The sequence below is a fragment of the Vibrio sp. 2017_1457_13 genome (assembly GCF_030851525.1).
Taxonomy (GTDB): domain Bacteria; phylum Pseudomonadota; class Gammaproteobacteria; order Enterobacterales; family Vibrionaceae; genus Vibrio; species Vibrio metschnikovii.
The window spans coordinates 168,208-187,063 of record NZ_VHTA01000006.1; the positions used below are offsets into that span (position 1 = coordinate 168,208).

Below are 18,856 nucleotides of genomic sequence, written 5' to 3' on the forward strand. Positions count from 1 at the left end.
CAGTTATTTTCGGTATTGGCAGTATTGTAGCGCTTTTCGGAGGCAATTTTGGATAAGATTTTTGTAGATGAGGCGGTTTCTGAACTGCATACCCTTCAGGACATGATCCGTTGGACGGTGAGTCGTTTCAATGCGGCACAGTTATTTTATGGTCACGGAACCGATAATGCATGGGATGAAGCCGTTCAGTTAATCTTACCGACACTCTATTTACCGATTGACGTTCCGCCTCATGTACTGAATTCCCGTTTAACGGGCAGTGAGCGATTACGTGTGGTGGAGCGAGTCATTAAGCGGATTAATGAGCGCACGCCTATTGCTTATTTAACCAATAAAGCGTGGTTTTGTGGTCTAGAGTTTTTCGTTGATGAGCGAGTCTTAGTGCCTCGTTCACCGATTGGTGAATTGATTCAAGCGCAATTTTCACCTTGGTTACTTGATAAGCCGACTCGGATTATGGATTTATGTACGGGCAGTGGTTGTATTGCAATTGCTTGCGCCTATGCTTTCCCTGAAGCTGAAGTGGATGCGATTGATATTTCAGCTGACGCTTTGCAGGTGGCTGAGCAAAATATTCAAGATCACGGTTTAGAGCAGCAAGTGTTCCCGATTCGTTCAGATTTATTTCGCGATTTACCGAAAGAGCAATACGACATTATTGTTACTAATCCTCCTTATGTCGATCAAGAGGATATGAACAGTTTACCCGATGAGTTCAAGCATGAGCCAGAGTTAGGGCTTGCGGCGGGAACGGATGGTTTAAAACTCGCACGACGCATTTTAGCTAATGCGCCTCACTATCTAACGGATAATGGGATTTTAGTTTGTGAAGTGGGTAACTCAATGATCCACTTGGTGGATCAGTACCCTAATATTCCGTTTACTTGGTTAGAATTTGAAAATGGTGGCCATGGCGTCTTCTTACTCACTAAGCAGCAGTTGCTTGATTGTGCAGAAGAATTCTCACTGTATCGTGATTAACCCAGCTGAGATTAAAGCTTAATCATTTTTCATTAATCATGATCTCTCTACGCCGACGCGATGTCGGCGTTTTTATGGATGGTAGCGCGGAGTGAAATCGTATGTCTGGGGCGCTTTTTATGACATCAGCGAGGGGCAAAGCCGCATTTTAAGGAAAACGTCAGTCGGGACTTTACATCATTGGCTAATCAAGCGAGTATGATTTCATGATTAACAAAAGCTCCTTCCGTGATGAGATGATCCCCAAGCTATTGGGCGTGGTAGGTAGGCGGCCGGTGAGCGACTCTCCATGAGCATAGGTAACGATGCGATTTGGGCAACGAACGTAGCCAACACCACTGTAGCTTCAAGTAGCAAAGGGATAGCTAGGAATAAGGATGCTGGTAAGTCAATACGGATTTACTTATTGATGGGAAGTTTGAGGAAAACATGGCAGGAAACAGTATTGGACAACATTTTCGAGTCACCACTTTTGGCGAAAGTCATGGTGTTGCATTAGGGTGTATCATCGATGGTTGCCCTCCTGGTCTTGAAATCAGTGCCGCTGATTTACAAGTAGACTTGGATCGCCGTCGTCCGGGTACATCGCGTTATACTACTCAGCGCCGTGAAGCGGATGAAGTGAAAATTCTTTCTGGTATTTTTGAAGGTAAAACGACAGGGACTTCTATCGGCTTATTGATTGAAAATACCGATCAGCGTTCGACCGATTATTCAGATATTAAAGATAAATTTCGTCCTGGACATGCGGACTATACCTACCATCAAAAGTACGGTTTACGTGACTATCGGGGTGGTGGCCGTTCCTCTGCCCGGGAAACCGCGATGCGTGTGGCGGCTGGTGGTATTGCGAAAAAATACCTCCAACAAGAATTTGGTATTGAGATCCGCGCTTATCTTTCACAAATGGGTGATATTGCCATTGAAAAAGTGGATTGGAATGAAATCGAAAACAATGCCTTTTTTTGTCCTGATATCGATAAAGTCGCTCAGTTTGATCAATTAATCCGCGATTTAAAAAAGCAAGGTGATTCGATTGGTGCCAAAATTCAAGTCGTGGCAACCAAAGTACCCGTAGGCTTAGGTGAACCGGTATTTGATCGACTCGATGCCGATATTGCTCATGCACTGATGAGCATTAATGCGGTCAAAGGGGTGGAAATTGGTGATGGCTTTGATGTGGTGCGCCAAAAAGGCAGCGAACATCGTGATTTGCTTACCCCGGACGGCTTTGCAAGCAACCATGCTGGCGGTATTTTAGGTGGAATCTCTTCGGGGCAAGATATTGTTGCCAATATCGCCTTAAAGCCGACGTCGAGCATTACCGTGCCTGGACAAACGATTACCCGTCAAGGTGAGCCAACGGAGCTCATCACCAAAGGGCGACACGACCCTTGCGTAGGCATTCGCGCGGTACCGATTGCTGAAGCGATGTTAGCCATTGTGCTGATGGATCACTTACTGCGTCATCGTGGTCAAAATCAAGCAGTACACACTGAAACGCCTATATTATAATGTGCATCAACAGAGTATCAGCGCCCGCTATAAGACGCTGATACTCTTGTTAATTGCTTTTGATCGTCTACATTTTTAGACTATTACGATCAGTGCAGTGGTTTATCGGTTTCTACTAAATGGAACGATGGTAAGCGCCATTTAAAACGCACCGCGGCCATACGCAGAAGATAACCGACCACTAACGTTGCAATGGTATTGGTTGTCTCATTGAGGCCAAGTTCTAATAGAGTGAGATAAAGCCCGGATGCAATCAACGCTACAGAAGCGTAAAGCTCATCGTGCAGTACCAGTGGCGGCTGGCGGCAGATCAAATCACGCAACAAGCCACCAAATACCCCAGTAACTAAGGCTGCGACCATACAGATCATCACATGATGCCCCATTTCTAAGGCGACTTTGGTGCCGATAATGCTGAACACGATCAACCCCAATGCATCCAAGCGAATGAATAAGCCTTTGAGTTTAATCACCCAACGATAAATCCCCGTGGTTAAAACACCGGCTAAGCAAGTAATCGCCAGAAACTCCGGATGCTTTACCCAGCCAAGCGGATAATGGCCGAGAAGAATATCACGCACCGTACCACCACCAATCGCCGTTGCGCTTGCTACTAACATAACGCCAAACCAATCCATTTTCCGACGTCCAGCACTAAGAGCCCCGGTCATCGCTTCTGCTGTGATGCCAATAATGTATAGAACGCTAAGTAGCATAATTAACCTTATTACGTATTGATTACTTGAGCCGAAAAAGGCGCAAGTGTAGAGCGAATTGAGCATTTTGACGAATGAGTTTTTATAGGGTGAAAAGGGCAGCCAGATTACTTAATCTAATAATTTTGTTTGAATGCTTTACCCTAAAGAGAAAAATCGCGAGAATGCAGCCCATTAAGCCGACGAGAGTAGCTGTTGATGACGCATCAGTATCAAGATTTAATCGCTATTTTTAATCAAACTTTTTTTGCCGACTACCAGACTCAACTTGAGCTAGGTGGTGATGAGCCAGTATATTTACCCGCCGATGAACAGACGCCATATCATCGGATCATTTTTGCGCGCGGGTTTTATGCGTCGGCACTGCACGAGATCGCTCATTGGTGCGTTGCTGGGCCTGAGCGCCGCTTACTAGAAGATTTTGGCTATTGGTATGAGCCGGATGGTCGTTCAGCACAAGTGCAAGCGGAGTTTGAGCGGGTAGAAGTAAAGCCACAGGCTTATGAGTGGATTTTAGCGCAAAGTGCTGGATTTCCCTTTAGCGTCAGTTGTGACAATCTGCATGGTGATCATGAGCCTGATAGGTTGGCGTTTATGCACAAGGTTCATCAACAGGTGTTGGGGATACTAAAAACCGGTTTACCGCCTCGAGTGGCGCGATTATCACAGGCTTTACGGGCGTTTTATCACACTCCGCCGTTGAGTGCCGATCAATTTATAGTGAAATAATGAGAAGACGATGATTATTGAATTTGAAGAAAAATTATTGGACCGAATTGATGCCCGTATTGAGTCGGCGTCTGATGATGAGTTATTTGCTGGTGGTTATTTACGCGGGCATATTTCTTTATCGGCCGCGGTTTGTGAAGAGCAAGGTATTGATGATATTGAGCACTTAAAAGCTCTTATCGAGCAAAGCCTTGAAGAAGCACGTTCGGAGCTGACGCCTGCTGACCGGGCGATCGTTTATGCGTTATGGCGTGAATTGAGCGCTTGATATTCTTGATGACAGTTCTTATTCGGAAAATTTGAATATCATCGTATAATTTTTGTAGTTGCGATAACAATGACCAATGTTTACTCTGTGTTTATTATATAAACAATGAGGTTATCCTATGAAAGTTATCGCATTTGGCGCAAGTACCAGCTCTCAATCCATCAACCAAGCGTTAGCCACCTACGCGGCAAAGCAAATTGAGGGGGCGCAAGTTACGGTATTGAATATTAATGATTATTCTGTACCGATGTTTAGCGAAGATCGAGAGAAAGAGCTAGGGCAAGCGGAAGGGGCACAAGCCTTTTTACGTGATTTAGCACAAGCCGATGCTTTTGTGATTTCTTTTGCCGAGCATAATGGACATTATCCTGCCGCTTATAAAAATTTGTTCGACTGGACGACTCGTATTGATCGTGAGCTGTTTAAAGGTAAGCCAGCGGTGTATCTTGCTACGTCACCAGGCCCCGGTGGTGCTCAGTCGGTGTTAGCTGCCGCCGTTGCCTCAGCGCCATTTTTCGGTGGTAATGTTAAAGGTTCGCTTTCTGTCCCTAGCTTTTATGATAATTTCGACTTAGCGGCCGGTGAAGTGACCAACTCAGAGATTGCCGAAAAAATTAAAGCTACAGTAGCGTTGCTCGGTTAAGTTTTTTATTCTCCATTGTAATCATGAAGCCTCGCTGGATAAGCGAGGCTTCATGATTTTAAGGGTGCAAAAATCGGCTTCAGGCGCTGAAACCGCAGCGTATAAAGTTAAGCCCCTTTTTCTGTGATTGCCTTACCTTTCTTTAATTTTCGTACCCACATCCGGCTTGGATGCAGTGAGGCTAGCACATCGACAGGCAAAGGCAGTGGTTCACCGCAGATCTGCGCGGCCAAGACTTCGGCCATCAGTGGTGCAGAACTCAAACCACGGGAACCTAAACCCAGTAAAGCGTACAACTGAGGGTATTGGCTAATAGTTGGGATTTGATGCTCTCTTTTTTGTGGCAAATCAGCGTATTGATCAATGATTGCATCACGTTGTCCGACATTACCCACAAAAGGCAAATGATCGCGACTGACACAGCGAACCCCTTGACGTGATTGGTTGTCTGATGTGTCCACTGCCATCGGCCAAGTTTGATTCGCTAGGCAACGGGTTAAACGCGCGCTATTTTCTTGCTGTGCTTTGGCATCGAAGGCTTGGTCAAGATGCTGTCTATCGTAACTGGCTCCAATACAATGGGTGCCATGACGCGGGCTGCTTGGGGTCATGTAGCCGTCATAGCACAGTACTGAACGCAGCGCTTGTAAAGTGTGATTGGTTGGCGCATGACTGACTTGGCCTTTGACTTTGCCTAGTGGTAAATGCTCAGTTTGAGCAAAGGCATCAAATTGATGGCCATTAGCGATCACCACACATTGATGCTGAAACGGCTGACTTTGAGCATTCAATTGCCACGTCCTCGTTTCGGCTTGCCACGCTAACGAGTCAATCGCTTGTTGATAATGGGCGGTAACGGATCCTTTGCTGACTAAATCGTCTAACAGTGCTTGAGTGAGCTCTACTGGGCATAACCATCCACCCAGTGGATAATGGATACTCGGCATATCCACCGCAAGGCCAATGTGCTGACTGGTTTGCTCTGCAGTCAGATAATGCACGAGTTCGTTTGGGAATTCACCTTGGGTAAGACGCGTTAATTTATCGGTGGATTTTTCATCCCACATTAATTGAGTCACGCCACACCAATCGTATTCAAAATCAATTTGCTGAGCGAGACGTTGCACAAATTGACGAGTAAACAGAAACGCTGGCGCAAAGACGCGGGACACATTGCTATGTTGACCATTTAATAGCGGATAAATGGCTCCCTGTCGATTGCCAGAAGCCCCCTGCGCGGGCGCTTTATCGGCGCAATATAAGGTCACAGAAATGCCGCGTTGAGTTAAGGCATGGGCGAGCGCGGCGCTGGCAATACCACCGCCGATGATCGCCACATCGTGGACAGATTCTGTCGCTTCAATCTGATAATAAGGTTTAATATTGCGGTATGGTTTTTTATGCTCAATCCTTCCGGCGAGCATTTCTCGCTTGGTGCCAAACCCTTTGACCTTCTTCATCGTAAAGCCAGCTTGACTGAGCCCTCGGCGAACGAATCCTGCGGCGGTAAAGGTAGCGCAGGTACAATTTTCTTTAGCCAATTGGCTCATGCCATCAAATAAAGCTTGGCTCCACATGTCTGGGTTTTTACTGGGCGCGAAGCCATCGAGAAACCACGCATCAACCAAGCCACGTTCGGAAACGGCTACTTGAGGTAAGCTGGTTTTGATATCGCCAAACCACAAGTCTAAAATAATCGCCCCATCCGCCAAAATAATTCGATGGCATTCAGGTAGTGCCAAAGGATAGGCTTGATGCAACTGCTCGGCGTAGTGAGCGAGCTCTGGCCAAGCTTGATGTGCTTTGATCAGATCGCTTTTATTGAGCGGATATTTTTCAAAGCTGATAAAGTGCAAGGTCTTAATGGTTGCATCAGGATTTTGGTGGCGAAACTGGTCAAAACATTGCCACGTAGCGAGAAAATTGAGTCCAGTGCCAAAACCCGTTTCAGCAATCACAAAATGGCGTTGGTCATATTCTCGCCATCTTTGTGGGAGATGATTCTGATTGAGAAAGACGTAGCGTGTCTCTTCTAAGCCATTGGCATTGGAAAAATAGACGTCGTCAAATTGGTCTGAGACCGGCGTTCCGGCGTCATTCCACGCCAATTGTGCGTGAGTAATGGAAGTCATAAGCGATGATTTCTAGCAAATAAGGCATTTATAGAGCAAGATTGTACGGATTTATAGGAAAGCTGACCACTTCTGTTACTTATCTTGGTTATCATTTAGCGGAATTTTGAATTATAGGAATGTCACATGAAACGAGTCGTCATCACCGGGATGGGAATTATTTCCAGTATCGGTAACAACGTCCAAGAAGTTTTAGCGTCTCTTAAAGCCGGCAAATCAGGCATCACTGCTTCCGAGCAATTTAAAGAGCAGGGGCTACGTTCACAAGTTTGGGGTGATTTAAAGATAAACCCTGCTGAGCATATTGATCGCAAACAGATGCGTTTTATGGGCGATGCGGCGGCTTATGCTTATCTTTCTATGGAGCAAGCGATTGCTGATGCTGGATTGACGCCTGAGCAAGTGTCGAATGACCGTACCGGCATCATTGCGGGGTCTGGCGGTGCATCTTCACTTAACCAATCCATTGCCGTGGATACGCTACGTGAGAAAGGCGTTAAGCGTATTGGGCCGTATATGGTGCCTCGTACCATGTCTTCCACGGTGTCGGCTTGTTTGGCAACACCGTTTAAAATTCGTGGCGTTAACTATTCGATTAGCTCAGCCTGTGCGACTTCAGCACACTGTATTGGTAACGCGATGGAGCTGATTCAACTCGGCAAACAAGACATTGTTTTTGCTGGTGGCGGTGAAGAACTGGATTGGACATTGACGATGATGTTTGATGCCATGGGCGCGTTATCCACCAAATACAATGACACACCAGAGAAAGCGTCTCGCACCTATGACGCTGATCGCGATGGTTTTGTGATTTCAGGCGGCGGCGGCATGCTGGTGATTGAAGAGTTAGAGCATGCTTTGGCACGCGGTGCAAAAATTTATGGTGAGATTGTTGGCTATGGTGCTACCTCAGACGGTTACGATATGGTTGCGCCATCTGGTGAGGGTGCGGCTCGTTGTATGCGAATGGCGATGCAAAATGTCGATAGTGTTGATTATGTCAACACCCATGGTACGTCAACACCAGTCGGTGATGTAAAAGAACTGGGCGCGATTCAAGAAATTTTTGGCGGTAATAGCCCTGCTATTTCTGCGACTAAAGCCATGACTGGTCACGCATTAGGCGCAGCAGGGGTTCATGAAGCGATTTATTCGACCTTGATGCTGCATCATAATTTTATCGCACCGAGTATTAATATTGATACTCTGGATCCGGCTGCAGAGGGGCTAGATATTGTCACGCAACCACGTGAACAAGAGCTCAATAGCGTTATGTCAAACAGTTTTGGCTTTGGTGGTACCAACGCCACATTGGTGATCAAAAAGTACCAAGCATAATCACCATTTGAGGTGAACCGTTTCCAGAGCCGATCGGCGTAGCCGATCACACAGACGCAGACTCTGTCCTATTGAGAGCAGGACGAGATCCTTTTGTTCTGGGTATTTGCCCGGTAGCCTTTGGCTCCGGGTATTTTTATGCTCGACACACAGAATGCTTTTCTGCACAATGCCCAACAAAATACCCATCACGTGTTGGCAAATAAGACCCCATGGTTTTTGGCCTATCATGATCCTAAAGACAACCCAATAGTGTGAATTCGGCTATGAAAATCTTGATCGACGAAAATATGCCTTACGCTGAGCAGCTGTTTAGTCAGCTCGGTGAGGTAATTCTTAAACCAGGTCGCACATTAACCGCTGACGATTTGATCGACATTGATGCGTTAATGATTCGTTCGGTGACAAAAGTAGATGCAGCTCTATTAAGTAAAGCGAATCGATTGGCTTTTGTCGGTACGGCAACGGCTGGGATGGATCACGTTGATCAAGCGCTATTGGCTGAGCGAGGGATATTTTTTACCGCCGCACCAGGCTGTAATAAAGTCGGCGTTGCAGAGTATGTGTTTAGTGTCTTAATGGTACTTTCTCAGCAGCAAGGTTTCTCTATTTTTGATAAAACGATTGGTATTATTGGTGCAGGCCAAGTCGGTAGCTACTTAGCCCATTGTTTGACTGGGTTAGGACTCAACGTTTTGATCAATGATCCTCCCAAGCAAGCACAAGGGGATACGCGAGCATTTACACCACTGGAGCAACTATTAACTGAAGCGGATGTGATTACCTTGCATACGCCGATCACTCAGCAAGGTGAGTGGCCTACTCACCATTTAATTAATGAGCAGGTGTTGGCTGGTTTACGAGGCGATCAAATTTTGATTAATGCTGCGCGAGGTCCAGTGGTCGACAATGACGCATTAAAAGCTCGTTTACAACAAGGCGATGGCTTTACTGCAGCCTTAGACGTGTTCGAATTTGAACCGCAGGTGGATTTAGATCTCCTGCCGTTGTTAGCGTTTGCGACGCCTCATATTGCTGGTTATGGTTTGGAAGGGAAAGCGCGCGGCACCACCATGGTGTTTAACCAATACTGTGAGTTTTTAGGCCAAGCGCATTGGGCTAATCCATCCAGTTTACTGCCGACGGCTCCTGTACCTGAAGTGGTGCTGAATCGAGCTTGGGATGAAGCAACGTTGCTCAACTTAACGCAACTTATTTATGATGTTCGACGAGACGATGCTCTGTTTCGCCGTCAAATACATCAACCTGACGCGTTTGATAAAATGCGCAAACAGTATTGGGATAGGCGTGAATATAGCGCAATTAAGCTAGTAGGTGAGGCATCGTGTCAATTAGAACCGCTAGCGCAACTCGGATTTACAATAGAGGTTACAAATGAGCCAAGAATTTAATGTTGCGATTTTCGGTGCAACGGGTGCGGTCGGTGAAACCATGCTGGAAGTATTGCAAGAGCGTAAATTTCCTGTTGGTGAACTTTTTCTACTCGCGAGTGAACGTAGTGAAGGGAAAACCTATCGCTTTAATGGAAAAACCGTACGAGTACAAAATGTTGAAGAGTTTGATTGGTCCTCGGTGCATATTGCGCTTTTTTCGGCAGGTGGTGAGCTTTCTGCTCACTGGGCACCGATCGCTGCCGAGGCGGGCGTAATCGTTATAGATAACACCTCTCATTTTCGTTATGACTACGATATCCCTTTAGTGGTTCCAGAAGTCAATCCACAGGCGATTGCCGAGTTTCGTAACCGCAACATTATTGCTAACCCAAATTGTTCCACCATTCAAATGTTGGTGGCGTTAAAACCCATTTATGATGCGGTAGGGATCGAGCGAATTAATGTCACGACTTACCAGTCTGTATCTGGAGCCGGTAAAGCAGGAATTGATGAGCTAGCAGGACAAACGGCAAAACTACTGAGTGGCATTCCAGCTGAGACGCATGCTTTTAGTCAGCAAATTGCCTTTAACTGTATCCCGCAAATCGATCAGTTTATGGATAATGGTTATACGAAAGAAGAGATGAAGATGGTATGGGAAACCCAAAAAATCTTCAATGATCCTTCGATCATGGTTAATCCAACCTGTGTTCGCGTCCCGGTATTTTATGGTCATGCCGAAGCATTGCATATTGAGACTCGTAGCCCAATTGATGCTGAGCAAGTCATCAGCCTATTGGAACAAACGGCAGGGATTGAAGTTTTCCAAGGGCAAGACTACCCGACTCAAGTGCGTGATTCCGGTGGTAAAGATACGGTGTTGGTTGGACGCATCCGTAATGATATTAGCCATCATAGCGGGATTAATTTGTGGGTGGTGGCAGACAATGTTCGTAAAGGGGCAGCAACCAACGCGGTACAGATTGCGGAAGTGTTGATCCGAGATTATCTGTAAATAGTCGCGGCGTTATCGATACCCTCGTCGATATTGAGTGAACAAAAAACCACCTTGCGGTGGTTTTTTTGGTTATCTTATCGAGCTTTATGCGCGGAAGGGTTGTTCTTGCAACCGCCATCAGCACATTTGCCATAAAGATATAAACTGTGATTAGTTAGCTGAACATTGTAACGCGCAGCGATCTCTTTTTGACGCTGTTCGATTACCTCGTCAGAAAACTCAATCACTTCGCCACAATCAAGACAGACGAGATGGTCATGATGGTGTTGGGTTGAGAGTTCGAAAACTGATTTTCCACCTTCAAAATGATGACGAGTCACGATACCAGCGTCATCAAATTGGTTTAACACGCGATAAACGGTCGCAAGGCCGATCTCTTCACCGAGATCAATCAGCTTTTTGTACAGCTCCTCAGCACTAATATGTTGGCACTCAGGCTGCTGCAATACTTCTAAAATCTTTAGCCGTGGAAGGGTTACTTTAAGACCTGCATCCTTTAGCGCTTGGTTATTGTCTGACATATACTTTCCCGTTGATGATCTGCAGTCGTAAACAGAGGTCAATGTTGTTCCACATTATAGGCCACTCGATTAAAACAATAAACCACGAACTTCAAAGGGTTACTGTAATTACTACAAAATCGAGTTTCATCACGGAGAAATCTGATCTGACCAGTTACAATTATGCAACATTAACTTGTGTGTAGCTTCGCTGAGTGAGGTGCTCATTGAGCATCACGATCAGTGAAGATGAGATAGAGTCTAAGGCACGGATAGCATGAATAAAACACTTGAGAAGTTGTATAAACCTAATATTGTGAAGTGGGCATTAAATAGTTGGCCACCTTTTTGGGGATCTGGGATAAAAATCGAGTCAATCAGCGAAGACTTTCGTGAAGCTAGATTGCGTTTAAAGCTTCGTTGGTGGAATAAAAATGCCAATCGTTCCCAATATGGTGGCAGCATCTTCTCTTTAACGGACCCCGTATATTCATTAATGCTGATGGGGATTTTAGGTCGCCAGTATTATGTTTGGGATAAAGAGGCGAGCATTAATTTCATTAAGCCGGGACACAGTGATTTGTATGCTGAGTTTTTGATTTCTCAAGCTCAACTGGATGCGATATTAGTGGCGACGGCAAATGGCGATAAATGCTTTCCTGAATTTATTATTCACGTCAAAGACAAACAGGGTGATGTGGTTTCTGAAGTGCATCGTAAGTTGTATGTTCGTAAAAAGCCTAAGTATCGTCAAGAGAGTGATTATCAAACCGATAACGCTGCATAATGGTGTTCAGCGAGACGATGGATGAGTATGACAAAGTTGTATCCAAGCTTCTGCAGTGCGAGAGACGTAACGTTCACTATGCCAAATAACACTTAATGTCCAATCAATACTGGGATTGAGCGGCTTAATTAAAACGCCTTCATTTTGGATTCTTAAGCAGAGTGGCTCGGGTAAAAAGGCGACTCCGATGCCACTTTTTACAAGCGCAACGAGAAAATCCCATTGACTACTTCGCGCCGCAATTTGTGGGGTAAATCCATGTGCTAGACATTGCTGATGGACATAGTCACTAAGAGTAAACTCTTCAGTGTAAAGATAAAAAGGCGCTTCTTTGAGTGATGGCCAATCAATCGTTGTCATGGCAGTCCAAGGCATGGTTTGCGGTAATACAGCATAAATTGGGTAACTGTCTAATACTAAAGTGCTGAGATGTTGCTCTGCGTGGCGCGATAGCATCGTAATGGCAACATCCAATTCTCCATCAAGTACCGCTTGTTCTATTTTTCTCCCGCCATACTCGACGATCGTCATTTCTACGGCTGGGTAGGTTTGTCGATATTGTCTGATCAAGCCAGCATAAAGATGCCCCACCATAGGAGGAATACCTAGACGCAGTTGCCCTCCTTGGAGCTGGTTAAGATCGATCAGTTCAGCTTCTAGCTGAGTAAAGTGAGTCAAAATCTCTTGTGCACGTAAATACACAATGTGTCCTGCATCGGTTAGCCAAAATCGATGGCCTTGACGATGGAGTAATGGCTGACCAATTTCTTGTTCAAGGCTACGGATCATTTTACTGATCGTCGGTTGGGTAACAAAAAGTTTCTCCGAGGCACGGGTAAAGCTCTGTTGATTGATGAGTTCAACAAAATAGCGTAGGGCTTTAATATCCATAAGAAAGCGGTTCTCTGTGTTCGATTGATTCCATATTGGCATAATTTTTATAATAAAAATTCATTTTATGAAATTTTAATGCTCTCTATACTGTGATTAATTTCACACAATGAGCGAATGATGCCATGAGGAAGATTGAAACTGTTTTGCTGACCATTGGGCAAATTGTTGCGTTAGGTTTGATATGGGTAATCGCCGATCGTTTGGTTAATTACTTACACTTGCCTATCCCTGCCAATCTTACTGGTATGCTGTTATTGCTGACGTTGGTATTCAGTAAGATTGTTAATGTTGAATGGCTGCGACGAGGTGCGGCTTGGCTTTTAGCAGAAATGTTACTGTTTTTTGTTCCGGCGGTCGTTGCCGTGGTCAATTATCAGCCGCTGGTGCGTGAACAGGGCGGACGAATTATCTTAGTATTAGTGCTGAGTACGGTTTTAGTGATAGCGGTGACTGCGTGGGTCGTGGATAAATTATACCGCTTGGAGCTTACATTAGCGCGCCGAAAAAGTAATAAGTTATCGGGAGCCTTATAATGTTGCACTCGGTCTCATTACTCGGCATGACGTGTTTGGTACTGACTTTAGTACTCTATTACGTCTGTAAAATGCTCTATCAGCGCAAACGAACAATTTTTTTGATGCCTTTATTGCTGGCCCCATTACTGTTGGTGCTGATTGTTATTGGTATGGATATTCCTTATCCATCGTATATGGAAGAGTCTCGCTGGCTATTATGGTTACTTGGGCCTGCCACCGTCGCCTTTGCGATTCCTGTGTACGATAATCGGCTTTTAATTCGTCGTCATTGGTTGTCATTATCGGTTGGTGTGGTGGTTTCAGTGATTGTGGCTGTGAGCAGTACCGTCTTGCTGGCACGCTGGTTTGAATTACCAGAGTTACTGCAGCGTAGCTTAGCCATGCGCTCGATAACGACCCCTTTTGCGGTGGAAGCAACACGTGCCATTGGCGGTGAAAGTGACTTAACGGCCCTGTTTGTGGTACTCACGGGTGTTATTGGAATGGCGGTTGGTGAAAGTATATTAACTTTCTTATCGATTCGTTCTCGATTTGGGCGTGGGGCGAGCTTAGGAGCTTCTGCCCATGGTGCAGGCACCGCGAAAGCGTATCAAATGGGAAATGCAGAAGGGGTGGTATCGAGTGTCGTCATGATGATAGCCGGTATGGTAACGGTACTGATTGCGCCCTTTTTAGGCCAGCTATTGTGGTAAATAGATCCAATAATTCATAAAGAGTTTGTGTTAAAAGAAACCGCCCAAGTGAGGGCGGTTGCTGGTTTAGTCTTCTAGCTCAGCTAAGCACATTTCTTCGTATACTTGCTGAACCCAAGCGGTCACACGTTGCTCGGTCAACTCTGGTTGACGGTCTTCATCAATGCATAGACCAACAAAATGATTATCATCGACTAATGCTTTAGACGCTTCAAATTCATAACCTTCCGTTGGCCAATGACCAATAATCGTTGCGCCTTTGGCTTGGATGATGTCTCGAACGGTGCCCATAGCATCACAGAAATACTCTGCGTAGTCTTCTTGATCACCACAGCCAAAAATAGCCACGAGTTTCGTCGAAAAATCAATGGCTTCTAATTCAGGGAAGAAATCATCCCAATCACACTGTGCTTCACCATAGTACCAAGTGGGGATGCCAAGCAGTAAAAGATCAAAGTTATCAATATCTTCTTTACTACTTTTCGCGATATCTTGTACGTGAACCAGTTGTTTGCCGAGTTGTTTTTGAATCATTTTTGCAATAGCTTCGGTGTTACCTGTATCGCTACCAAAAAAGATACCTACACTTGCCATAGAGTCTTTACCTTTAAATCAATCTGCTTGCGCGAACTATACCACTGTTATTTGTTAAAGTTAATCCACCTATTGACTTTCAAATTTCCCTTAACTTGTTATGGATTAAGCGCTTTAGGCGATAAACTTACGAATCGCACGGAGTACTTCTGCTGGTTTTTCAGCATGTAACCAGTGGCCAGTATTGGCGATAACATGTGCTTTGGCATGGCTAAATTGTTGCTGGATAGCGGGTTGATGCTCTGCCATTAAATAGTTTGAATCTGCCCCTTTAATAAATAAGGTAGGGGTTGAGTTACAGGCAATCGGTTCCCAACCAAGAATATTCCAGTAGTTGGCTTTAATTGCAGGTACATTAAATCGCCAAGTCATGACGCTATCTTGGTTGACCAAGGATTTCCCCAGAAATTGGCGAACGCCTTCCTGATCGATATGCTGGGCTAAAAGGGTCATCACTTCACTGCGAGAGGATGGTTTTTGTTCTAACACTGCATCGAGACCATCAATCACCTGTTGATGACGATGCACGCTATAGGCAACGGGGGCCATGTCTAGCACGATTAACCGTTGAACGATATCGGGGGCAAGATCGGCTAATTTCATAGCTACTTTACCGCCCATGGAGTGACCAATGATTGTCGCTTGAGTGATAGCCAACTCGGTGAGCAGTTGATCGACATCGCGCGCCATTAACGCGTAGTTATGTTCTGAAGCGTGAAACGATTGTCCATGGTTACGTAGGTCAATACTCAGCACTTGATGATCGTGTTTCAGATCTCTTGCGAGTAGCCCTAAATTGTCTAAATTACCAAATAAACCATGGATCAGAACGACGGTGTGACCCTCACCTTCTAGTTTGTAATTAAGCAGTGCTGACATTTTATCTTATTAGTAATGGGTTTAACGTAGAGTATCGGTAAAGATCTCGCTATAATCCCTCAGAGTTTAAACATAGAGATTGTGAAAAGCGAATGAAAACAATTGAGGTTGATGAAGATCTATACCGTTATATTGCCAGTCAAACCCTACATATTGGTGAGAGCGCTTCCGATATTTTACGTCGCTTATTGAAGGTTGATAGTCAGCGTTTTTCGGCGATGCCTGCTATCACTGCTCCTAAAGGGTTAGTGGTCAGTAAAGATGCGGCTCAAGAGACAAAAGTTGATAGCGTTAAGGCGATGCGCGAGTTACTGATTTCAGATGAATATTCTGCACTGAAAAAAGCCGTTGATCGTTTTATGTTAGTCCTATCCACACTCTATCGTATCGATCCGGCGAGCTTCTCAGATGCCATGATCGTTAAGGGACGCAAGCGAGTTTATTTTGCCGACAATGAAGCGACGTTGCTCGCGAACGGGCAAACGACGAAACCAAAAGCGATTCCAAATACGCCGTTATGGGTTATCACGAACAACAATACCAGCCGTAAACAGCAAATGGTTGAGCAAGTGATGCTGAAAATGAATTTCCCTGCGGATATTATTGAAAAAGTGACCTTGTCTATTTAACGTGGCACGATCAGCAGCGAAAAGTCTGACTAGAACCTCATACTGGGCATGTAAAAATGCGTATTATGAGGTTTTTTATTGATTATTATTTTTAAAAGGATGTCATTATGGCTATGCACCCTCGTGCAGGACAAAAAGCACAGCAACAAGATTTACATAATATTCCGGCTTTAGTTTCTCATTACTACCTTTTACAACCCGATGCGAATAACCCGCAGCATAAGGTTGAATTTGGTACTTCCGGCCATAGAGGGTCGGCTGATAAATTCACGTTCAATGAACACCATATTTTAGCTATCGCGCAAGCGATCGTTGATCTGCGTACAGAGCTGGGTACGACCGGACCTATTTTTGTCGGTAAAGATACCCATGCTTTATCTGAACCAGCCTTAAGCAGTGTGCTCGAAGTGCTCATTGCCAATCAGGTGGAAGTCATTATTCAACAGGATAACGGTTATACGCCAACGCCGGGTATCTCTCATGCTATCTTGACCTATAACTTGCAACATGCCGATAAAGCAGATGGTATCGTGATCACCCCATCACATAACCCACCTCAAGATGGCGGCATCAAATACAATCCTACTCATGGTGGGCCCGCGGAAGGCGAGCTTACCAAAGCGATTGAAAATCGAGCTAATCAGCTAATTGCCGATGGTTTGCGCGGGGTGAAACGCGTGGCTATTGTTGAAGCGAAGCAGTCACCTTTATTGAAGCAGGTTGATTTAGTGAAACCTTATGTTGACGACTTAGTGAATGTTGTCGATATGGCCGCGATTCAGAAAGCCAAACTGAAGATAGGTGTCGACCCATTAGGTGGCAGCGGAATTGATTATTGGCGACAAATTGCTCAAACCTACGATTTAGATTTAACGTTAGTCAGTGAAGCGATTGATCCTACGTTCCAATTTATGTCACTGGATAAAGATGGCGTGGTGCGTATGGATTGCTCATCTCCCTATGCGATGGCTGGTTTATTAGCACTGAAAGACCAATACGATTTAGCGTTTGGTAATGACCCTGATTATGATCGTCATGGGATTGTTACTCCACAAGGTTTAATGAACCCTAACCATTTTCTGGCGGTTTGTATTGACTATCTTTACCGTCACCGCTCTGCTTGGCAATCTGATGTTGCTGTGGGCAAAACCCTTGTTTCTAGTGCGATGATTGATAAAGTCGTTGCGGATTTAGGCCGCAAATTGTGTGAAGTGCCAGTCGGATTTAAATGGTTTGTTGATGGCTTGTATAACGGTCGTTTTGGTTTTGGTGGAGAAGAGAGTGCTGGTGCTTCTTTCTTACGTCAAGATGGCACCGCTTGGTCAACCGATAAAGATGGGATTATTTTATGTCTACTCGCTGCCGAAATAACCGCGGTGACGGGTAAAAACCCTCAGCAATATTATGATCAATTAGCAGCGAAACATGGTGAGTCGCACTACAGCCGAATTCAAGCTGTAGCCAATGGACCTCAAAAAACGATCTTGAGTCAGCTTTCCGCCGAGATGGTGACCGCTCAAACCTTAGCCGGAGATATGATCACTGCCCGTTTAACTCATGCTCCAGGTAATGGAGCTGCGATTGGTGGTTTAAAAGTGACAACTGATTACGGTTGGTTTGCGGCTCGTCCATCAGGGACAGAAGATATTTATAAAATCTACTGTGAGAGTTTTAAAGGCGCAGAGCATTTAAAACAGATCGAGCATGAAGCGCAAGAGATTGTTAATCAAGTCTTTAAAAATGCGGGATTATAATTAATCACATCTCGAATTTAGCTTAAGACAGGCCATGAATTAACGTTCATGGCCTATTTTTTATTATGTGGTAGCAGGCCAGTCATTGGGCATAATAAACCAAAATATTCCTGACTGACTTTGGCAATGAACAAAACCTAAGTCTTCACCTTGGTAACGTGGGCTTTGTTTATCTCGGCCCGTTAACCATTGTGGTTTTTCTAATCGATACAAGGGCTCGTCAATCAATGACTGTTGATGTTGATAACACCAATGACCCTGAATTTGTGAAGGGTTGAGTGGGTGGCCTAAACATTCGTTAGGTACGGGTTCTGGTTGAAAAGGGTTAGTATAAAGTCGACCTTGCATGAGCAAATGGGGCTTCGCATTAGCCCATAACGGATAATGTTTACAAAACGCTTCGTTGCTTGAAAGGGGAAGTTGATGGTTGAGCATATGATTTAACTTGAGATCAAGTCTATCTTCTGCATTGGGCCCATACCAATTCCCTTGATGAAGAAGGTAGAATTTAACGGCCACTTCCCAATGTTCGTATTGCTCTGTTTTGCGGTTTTTGGCAATAAAATCAATCGAACCTAACGTTGTGCCTTGTTGATTTAGCTGAATCTCTTCTGAAACGGCGTTATAGCGAGGTGTGGCCGTGAAGAGTTGTTGACATAAAAATTGATAAATAAATCCCAGTCGCTGATTACCTTGATAAGTTGGCCACTGCTGATAAGACGGTTGAATGAAAGGAACTTTAGAGACTATTGGCTCTGACCCTTGAAAGAGTGGAGGAGTGGTTACCACCCATTGCATAAGCTGTTTTATATCCATTGTGAGCACCATCTACGGTTACCATTCCGTTTTCGACATTC

General features: G+C 44.9%; 20 protein-coding genes. 13 read left to right on the plus strand and 7 right to left on the minus strand.

Annotated features, from left to right (window positions below; translation table 11 throughout):
• Positions 1 to 48: 48 nt before the first annotated feature.
• Complete coding sequence (prmB, locus tag FKN88_RS10130) at positions 49 to 981, plus strand: 50S ribosomal protein L3 N(5)-glutamine methyltransferase (RefSeq protein ID WP_154170447.1); 933 nt, start codon at positions 49 to 51, stop codon at positions 979 to 981.
• A 429-nt stretch (positions 982 to 1,410) separates the two neighbouring features.
• Positions 1,411 to 2,496 carry a chorismate synthase gene (gene aroC / locus FKN88_RS10135; RefSeq protein WP_154170450.1) on the plus strand — a complete coding sequence of 362 codons (1,086 nt, stop codon included), beginning with the start codon at positions 1,411 to 1,413 and terminating at the stop codon, positions 2,494 to 2,496.
• 89 nt (positions 2,497 to 2,585) lie between these two features.
• On the opposite strand, the gene FKN88_RS10140 is transcribed toward aroC, so the two are convergent.
• The gene (locus tag FKN88_RS10140; protein WP_154170452.1) at positions 2,586 to 3,212 is read right to left on the minus strand and encodes a trimeric intracellular cation channel family protein; all 627 of its coding nucleotides are present in this window, start codon (positions 3,210 to 3,212) and stop codon (positions 2,586 to 2,588) included.
• Positions 3,213 to 3,410: 198 nt separating this feature from the next.
• Here FKN88_RS10140 and FKN88_RS10145 point away from each other — a divergent pair, with 198 nt between their 5' ends.
• The 3 genes from FKN88_RS10145 to FKN88_RS10155 all read left to right on the plus strand — a co-directional run bounded on the left by FKN88_RS10145 (position 3,411) and on the right by FKN88_RS10155 (position 4,852).
• Positions 3,411 to 3,941: an elongation factor P hydroxylase gene (locus FKN88_RS10145; protein ID WP_154170454.1), complete on the plus strand. Its 531-nt coding sequence runs from the start codon at positions 3,411 to 3,413 to the stop codon at positions 3,939 to 3,941.
• A 10-nt stretch (positions 3,942 to 3,951) separates the two neighbouring features.
• On the plus strand, positions 3,952 to 4,209 hold the full coding sequence (locus FKN88_RS10150; protein ID WP_154170456.1) for a YfcL family protein: 258 nt from the start codon (positions 3,952 to 3,954) through the stop codon (positions 4,207 to 4,209).
• 118 nt (positions 4,210 to 4,327) lie between these two features.
• The gene (locus FKN88_RS10155; RefSeq protein ID WP_004394779.1) at positions 4,328 to 4,852 is read left to right on the plus strand and encodes an NADPH-dependent FMN reductase; all 525 of its coding nucleotides are present in this window, start codon (positions 4,328 to 4,330) and stop codon (positions 4,850 to 4,852) included.
• Positions 4,853 to 4,959: 107 nt separating this feature from the next.
• Here the strand turns inward: FKN88_RS10155 and mnmC are convergent, their stop codons facing one another.
• Complete coding sequence (gene mnmC / locus FKN88_RS10160) at positions 4,960 to 6,984, minus strand: bifunctional tRNA (5-methylaminomethyl-2-thiouridine)(34)-methyltransferase MnmD/FAD-dependent 5-carboxymethylaminomethyl-2-thiouridine(34) oxidoreductase MnmC (protein WP_187985170.1); 2,025 nt, start codon at positions 6,982 to 6,984, stop codon at positions 4,960 to 4,962.
• 126 nt (positions 6,985 to 7,110) lie between these two features.
• On the opposite strand from mnmC, the gene fabB reads away from it, so the two are divergent.
• The 3 genes from fabB (at position 7,111) to FKN88_RS10175 (ending at position 10,731) form a co-directional block, all read left to right on the plus strand.
• Positions 7,111 to 8,322 carry a beta-ketoacyl-ACP synthase I gene (gene fabB / locus FKN88_RS10165; protein ID WP_154170458.1) on the plus strand — a complete coding sequence of 404 codons (1,212 nt, stop codon included), beginning with the start codon at positions 7,111 to 7,113 and terminating at the stop codon, positions 8,320 to 8,322.
• A gap of 266 nt (positions 8,323 to 8,588) precedes the next feature.
• Positions 8,589 to 9,734, plus strand: coding sequence for a 4-phosphoerythronate dehydrogenase (locus FKN88_RS10170; RefSeq protein ID WP_306687507.1), 1,146 nt, complete (start codon positions 8,589 to 8,591; stop codon positions 9,732 to 9,734).
• Positions 9,718 to 10,731, plus strand: a complete 1,014-nt coding sequence (locus FKN88_RS10175; RefSeq protein WP_154170462.1) for an aspartate-semialdehyde dehydrogenase — start codon at positions 9,718 to 9,720, stop codon at positions 10,729 to 10,731. Before FKN88_RS10170 ends, FKN88_RS10175 begins: the two co-directional genes overlap by 17 nt.
• Before the next feature lie 77 nt (positions 10,732 to 10,808).
• On the opposite strand, the gene fcrX is transcribed toward FKN88_RS10175, so the two are convergent.
• Entirely contained in the window at positions 10,809 to 11,255 is a 447-nt protein-coding gene (gene fcrX, locus FKN88_RS10180) for a ferric iron uptake transcriptional regulator FcrX (RefSeq protein WP_004394784.1), read from the minus strand.
• Between the two features lie 256 nt (positions 11,256 to 11,511).
• Here fcrX and FKN88_RS10185 point away from each other — a divergent pair, with 256 nt between their 5' ends.
• Positions 11,512 to 12,021, plus strand: a complete 510-nt coding sequence (locus FKN88_RS10185) for a DUF4442 domain-containing protein (protein ID WP_040904148.1) — start codon at positions 11,512 to 11,514, stop codon at positions 12,019 to 12,021.
• 6 nt (positions 12,022 to 12,027) lie between these two features.
• On the opposite strand, the gene FKN88_RS10190 is transcribed toward FKN88_RS10185, so the two are convergent.
• Positions 12,028 to 12,912 (minus strand): LysR family transcriptional regulator, encoded by an 885-nt coding sequence (locus FKN88_RS10190; protein WP_154170464.1) that lies wholly within the window; start codon positions 12,910 to 12,912, stop codon positions 12,028 to 12,030.
• A gap of 125 nt (positions 12,913 to 13,037) precedes the next feature.
• Between FKN88_RS10190 and FKN88_RS10195 the strand changes: the two genes are divergently transcribed.
• Together FKN88_RS10195 and FKN88_RS10200 are read left to right on the plus strand one after the other, a co-directional pair.
• Positions 13,038 to 13,448, plus strand: a complete 411-nt coding sequence (locus FKN88_RS10195) for a CidA/LrgA family protein (protein ID WP_154170466.1) — start codon at positions 13,038 to 13,040, stop codon at positions 13,446 to 13,448.
• The gene (locus FKN88_RS10200) at positions 13,448 to 14,143 is read left to right on the plus strand and encodes an LrgB family protein (RefSeq protein ID WP_154170468.1); all 696 of its coding nucleotides are present in this window, start codon (positions 13,448 to 13,450) and stop codon (positions 14,141 to 14,143) included. Before FKN88_RS10195 ends, FKN88_RS10200 begins: the two co-directional genes overlap by 1 nt.
• 66 nt (positions 14,144 to 14,209) lie before the next feature.
• Here FKN88_RS10200 and fldA read toward each other — a convergent pair whose 3' ends face one another.
• Positions 14,210 to 14,737, minus strand: coding sequence for a flavodoxin FldA (gene fldA / locus FKN88_RS10205; protein ID WP_004394788.1), 528 nt, complete (start codon positions 14,735 to 14,737; stop codon positions 14,210 to 14,212).
• Between the two features lie 114 nt (positions 14,738 to 14,851).
• Positions 14,852 to 15,616: an alpha/beta fold hydrolase gene (locus FKN88_RS10210; protein ID WP_154170470.1), complete on the minus strand. Its 765-nt coding sequence runs from the start codon at positions 15,614 to 15,616 to the stop codon at positions 14,852 to 14,854.
• 92 nt (positions 15,617 to 15,708) lie between these two features.
• On the opposite strand from FKN88_RS10210, the gene seqA reads away from it, so the two are divergent.
• Positions 15,709 to 16,245 carry a replication initiation negative regulator SeqA gene (gene seqA, locus FKN88_RS10215; RefSeq protein WP_004394790.1) on the plus strand — a complete coding sequence of 179 codons (537 nt, stop codon included), beginning with the start codon at positions 15,709 to 15,711 and terminating at the stop codon, positions 16,243 to 16,245.
• Between the two features lie 107 nt (positions 16,246 to 16,352).
• Positions 16,353 to 17,999, plus strand: coding sequence for a phosphoglucomutase (alpha-D-glucose-1,6-bisphosphate-dependent) (pgm, locus tag FKN88_RS10220; protein ID WP_154170472.1), 1,647 nt, complete (start codon positions 16,353 to 16,355; stop codon positions 17,997 to 17,999).
• 63 nt (positions 18,000 to 18,062) lie between these two features.
• Here pgm and FKN88_RS10225 read toward each other — a convergent pair whose 3' ends face one another.
• Positions 18,063 to 18,815 carry a DUF1853 family protein gene (locus FKN88_RS10225; RefSeq protein WP_170904306.1) on the minus strand — a complete coding sequence of 251 codons (753 nt, stop codon included), beginning with the start codon at positions 18,813 to 18,815 and terminating at the stop codon, positions 18,063 to 18,065.
• Positions 18,816 to 18,856 lie beyond the last annotated feature (41 nt).

Bases quoted from the DNA above. Each gene is read 5' to 3' on its own strand.
- aroC (WP_154170450.1), top strand. From the start codon at position 1,411: ATGGCAGGAAACAGTATTGGACAACATTTTCGAGTCACCACTTTTGGC.
- FKN88_RS10140 (WP_154170452.1), bottom strand. From the start codon at position 3,212: ATGCTACTTAGCGTTCTATACATTATTGGCATCACAGCAGAAGCGATG.
- FKN88_RS10145 (WP_154170454.1), top strand. From the start codon at position 3,411: ATGACGCATCAGTATCAAGATTTAATCGCTATTTTTAATCAAACTTTT.
- FKN88_RS10150 (WP_154170456.1), top strand. From the start codon at position 3,952: ATGATTATTGAATTTGAAGAAAAATTATTGGACCGAATTGATGCCCGT.
- FKN88_RS10155 (WP_004394779.1), top strand. From the start codon at position 4,328: ATGAAAGTTATCGCATTTGGCGCAAGTACCAGCTCTCAATCCATCAAC.
- mnmC (WP_187985170.1), bottom strand. From the start codon at position 6,984: ATGACTTCCATTACTCACGCACAATTGGCGTGGAATGACGCCGGAACG.
- fabB (WP_154170458.1), top strand. From the start codon at position 7,111: ATGAAACGAGTCGTCATCACCGGGATGGGAATTATTTCCAGTATCGGT.
- FKN88_RS10170 (WP_306687507.1), top strand. From the start codon at position 8,589: ATGAAAATCTTGATCGACGAAAATATGCCTTACGCTGAGCAGCTGTTT.
- FKN88_RS10175 (WP_154170462.1), top strand. From the start codon at position 9,718: ATGAGCCAAGAATTTAATGTTGCGATTTTCGGTGCAACGGGTGCGGTC.
- fcrX (WP_004394784.1), bottom strand. From the start codon at position 11,255: ATGTCAGACAATAACCAAGCGCTAAAGGATGCAGGTCTTAAAGTAACC.
- FKN88_RS10185 (WP_040904148.1), top strand. From the start codon at position 11,512: ATGAATAAAACACTTGAGAAGTTGTATAAACCTAATATTGTGAAGTGG.
- FKN88_RS10190 (WP_154170464.1), bottom strand. From the start codon at position 12,912: ATGGATATTAAAGCCCTACGCTATTTTGTTGAACTCATCAATCAACAG.
- FKN88_RS10195 (WP_154170466.1), top strand. From the start codon at position 13,038: ATGAGGAAGATTGAAACTGTTTTGCTGACCATTGGGCAAATTGTTGCG.
- FKN88_RS10200 (WP_154170468.1), top strand. From the start codon at position 13,448: ATGTTGCACTCGGTCTCATTACTCGGCATGACGTGTTTGGTACTGACT.
- fldA (WP_004394788.1), bottom strand. From the start codon at position 14,737: ATGGCAAGTGTAGGTATCTTTTTTGGTAGCGATACAGGTAACACCGAA.
- FKN88_RS10210 (WP_154170470.1), bottom strand. From the start codon at position 15,616: ATGTCAGCACTGCTTAATTACAAACTAGAAGGTGAGGGTCACACCGTC.
- seqA (WP_004394790.1), top strand. From the start codon at position 15,709: ATGAAAACAATTGAGGTTGATGAAGATCTATACCGTTATATTGCCAGT.
- pgm (WP_154170472.1), top strand. From the start codon at position 16,353: ATGGCTATGCACCCTCGTGCAGGACAAAAAGCACAGCAACAAGATTTA.
- FKN88_RS10225 (WP_170904306.1), bottom strand. From the start codon at position 18,815: ATGGATATAAAACAGCTTATGCAATGGGTGGTAACCACTCCTCCACTC.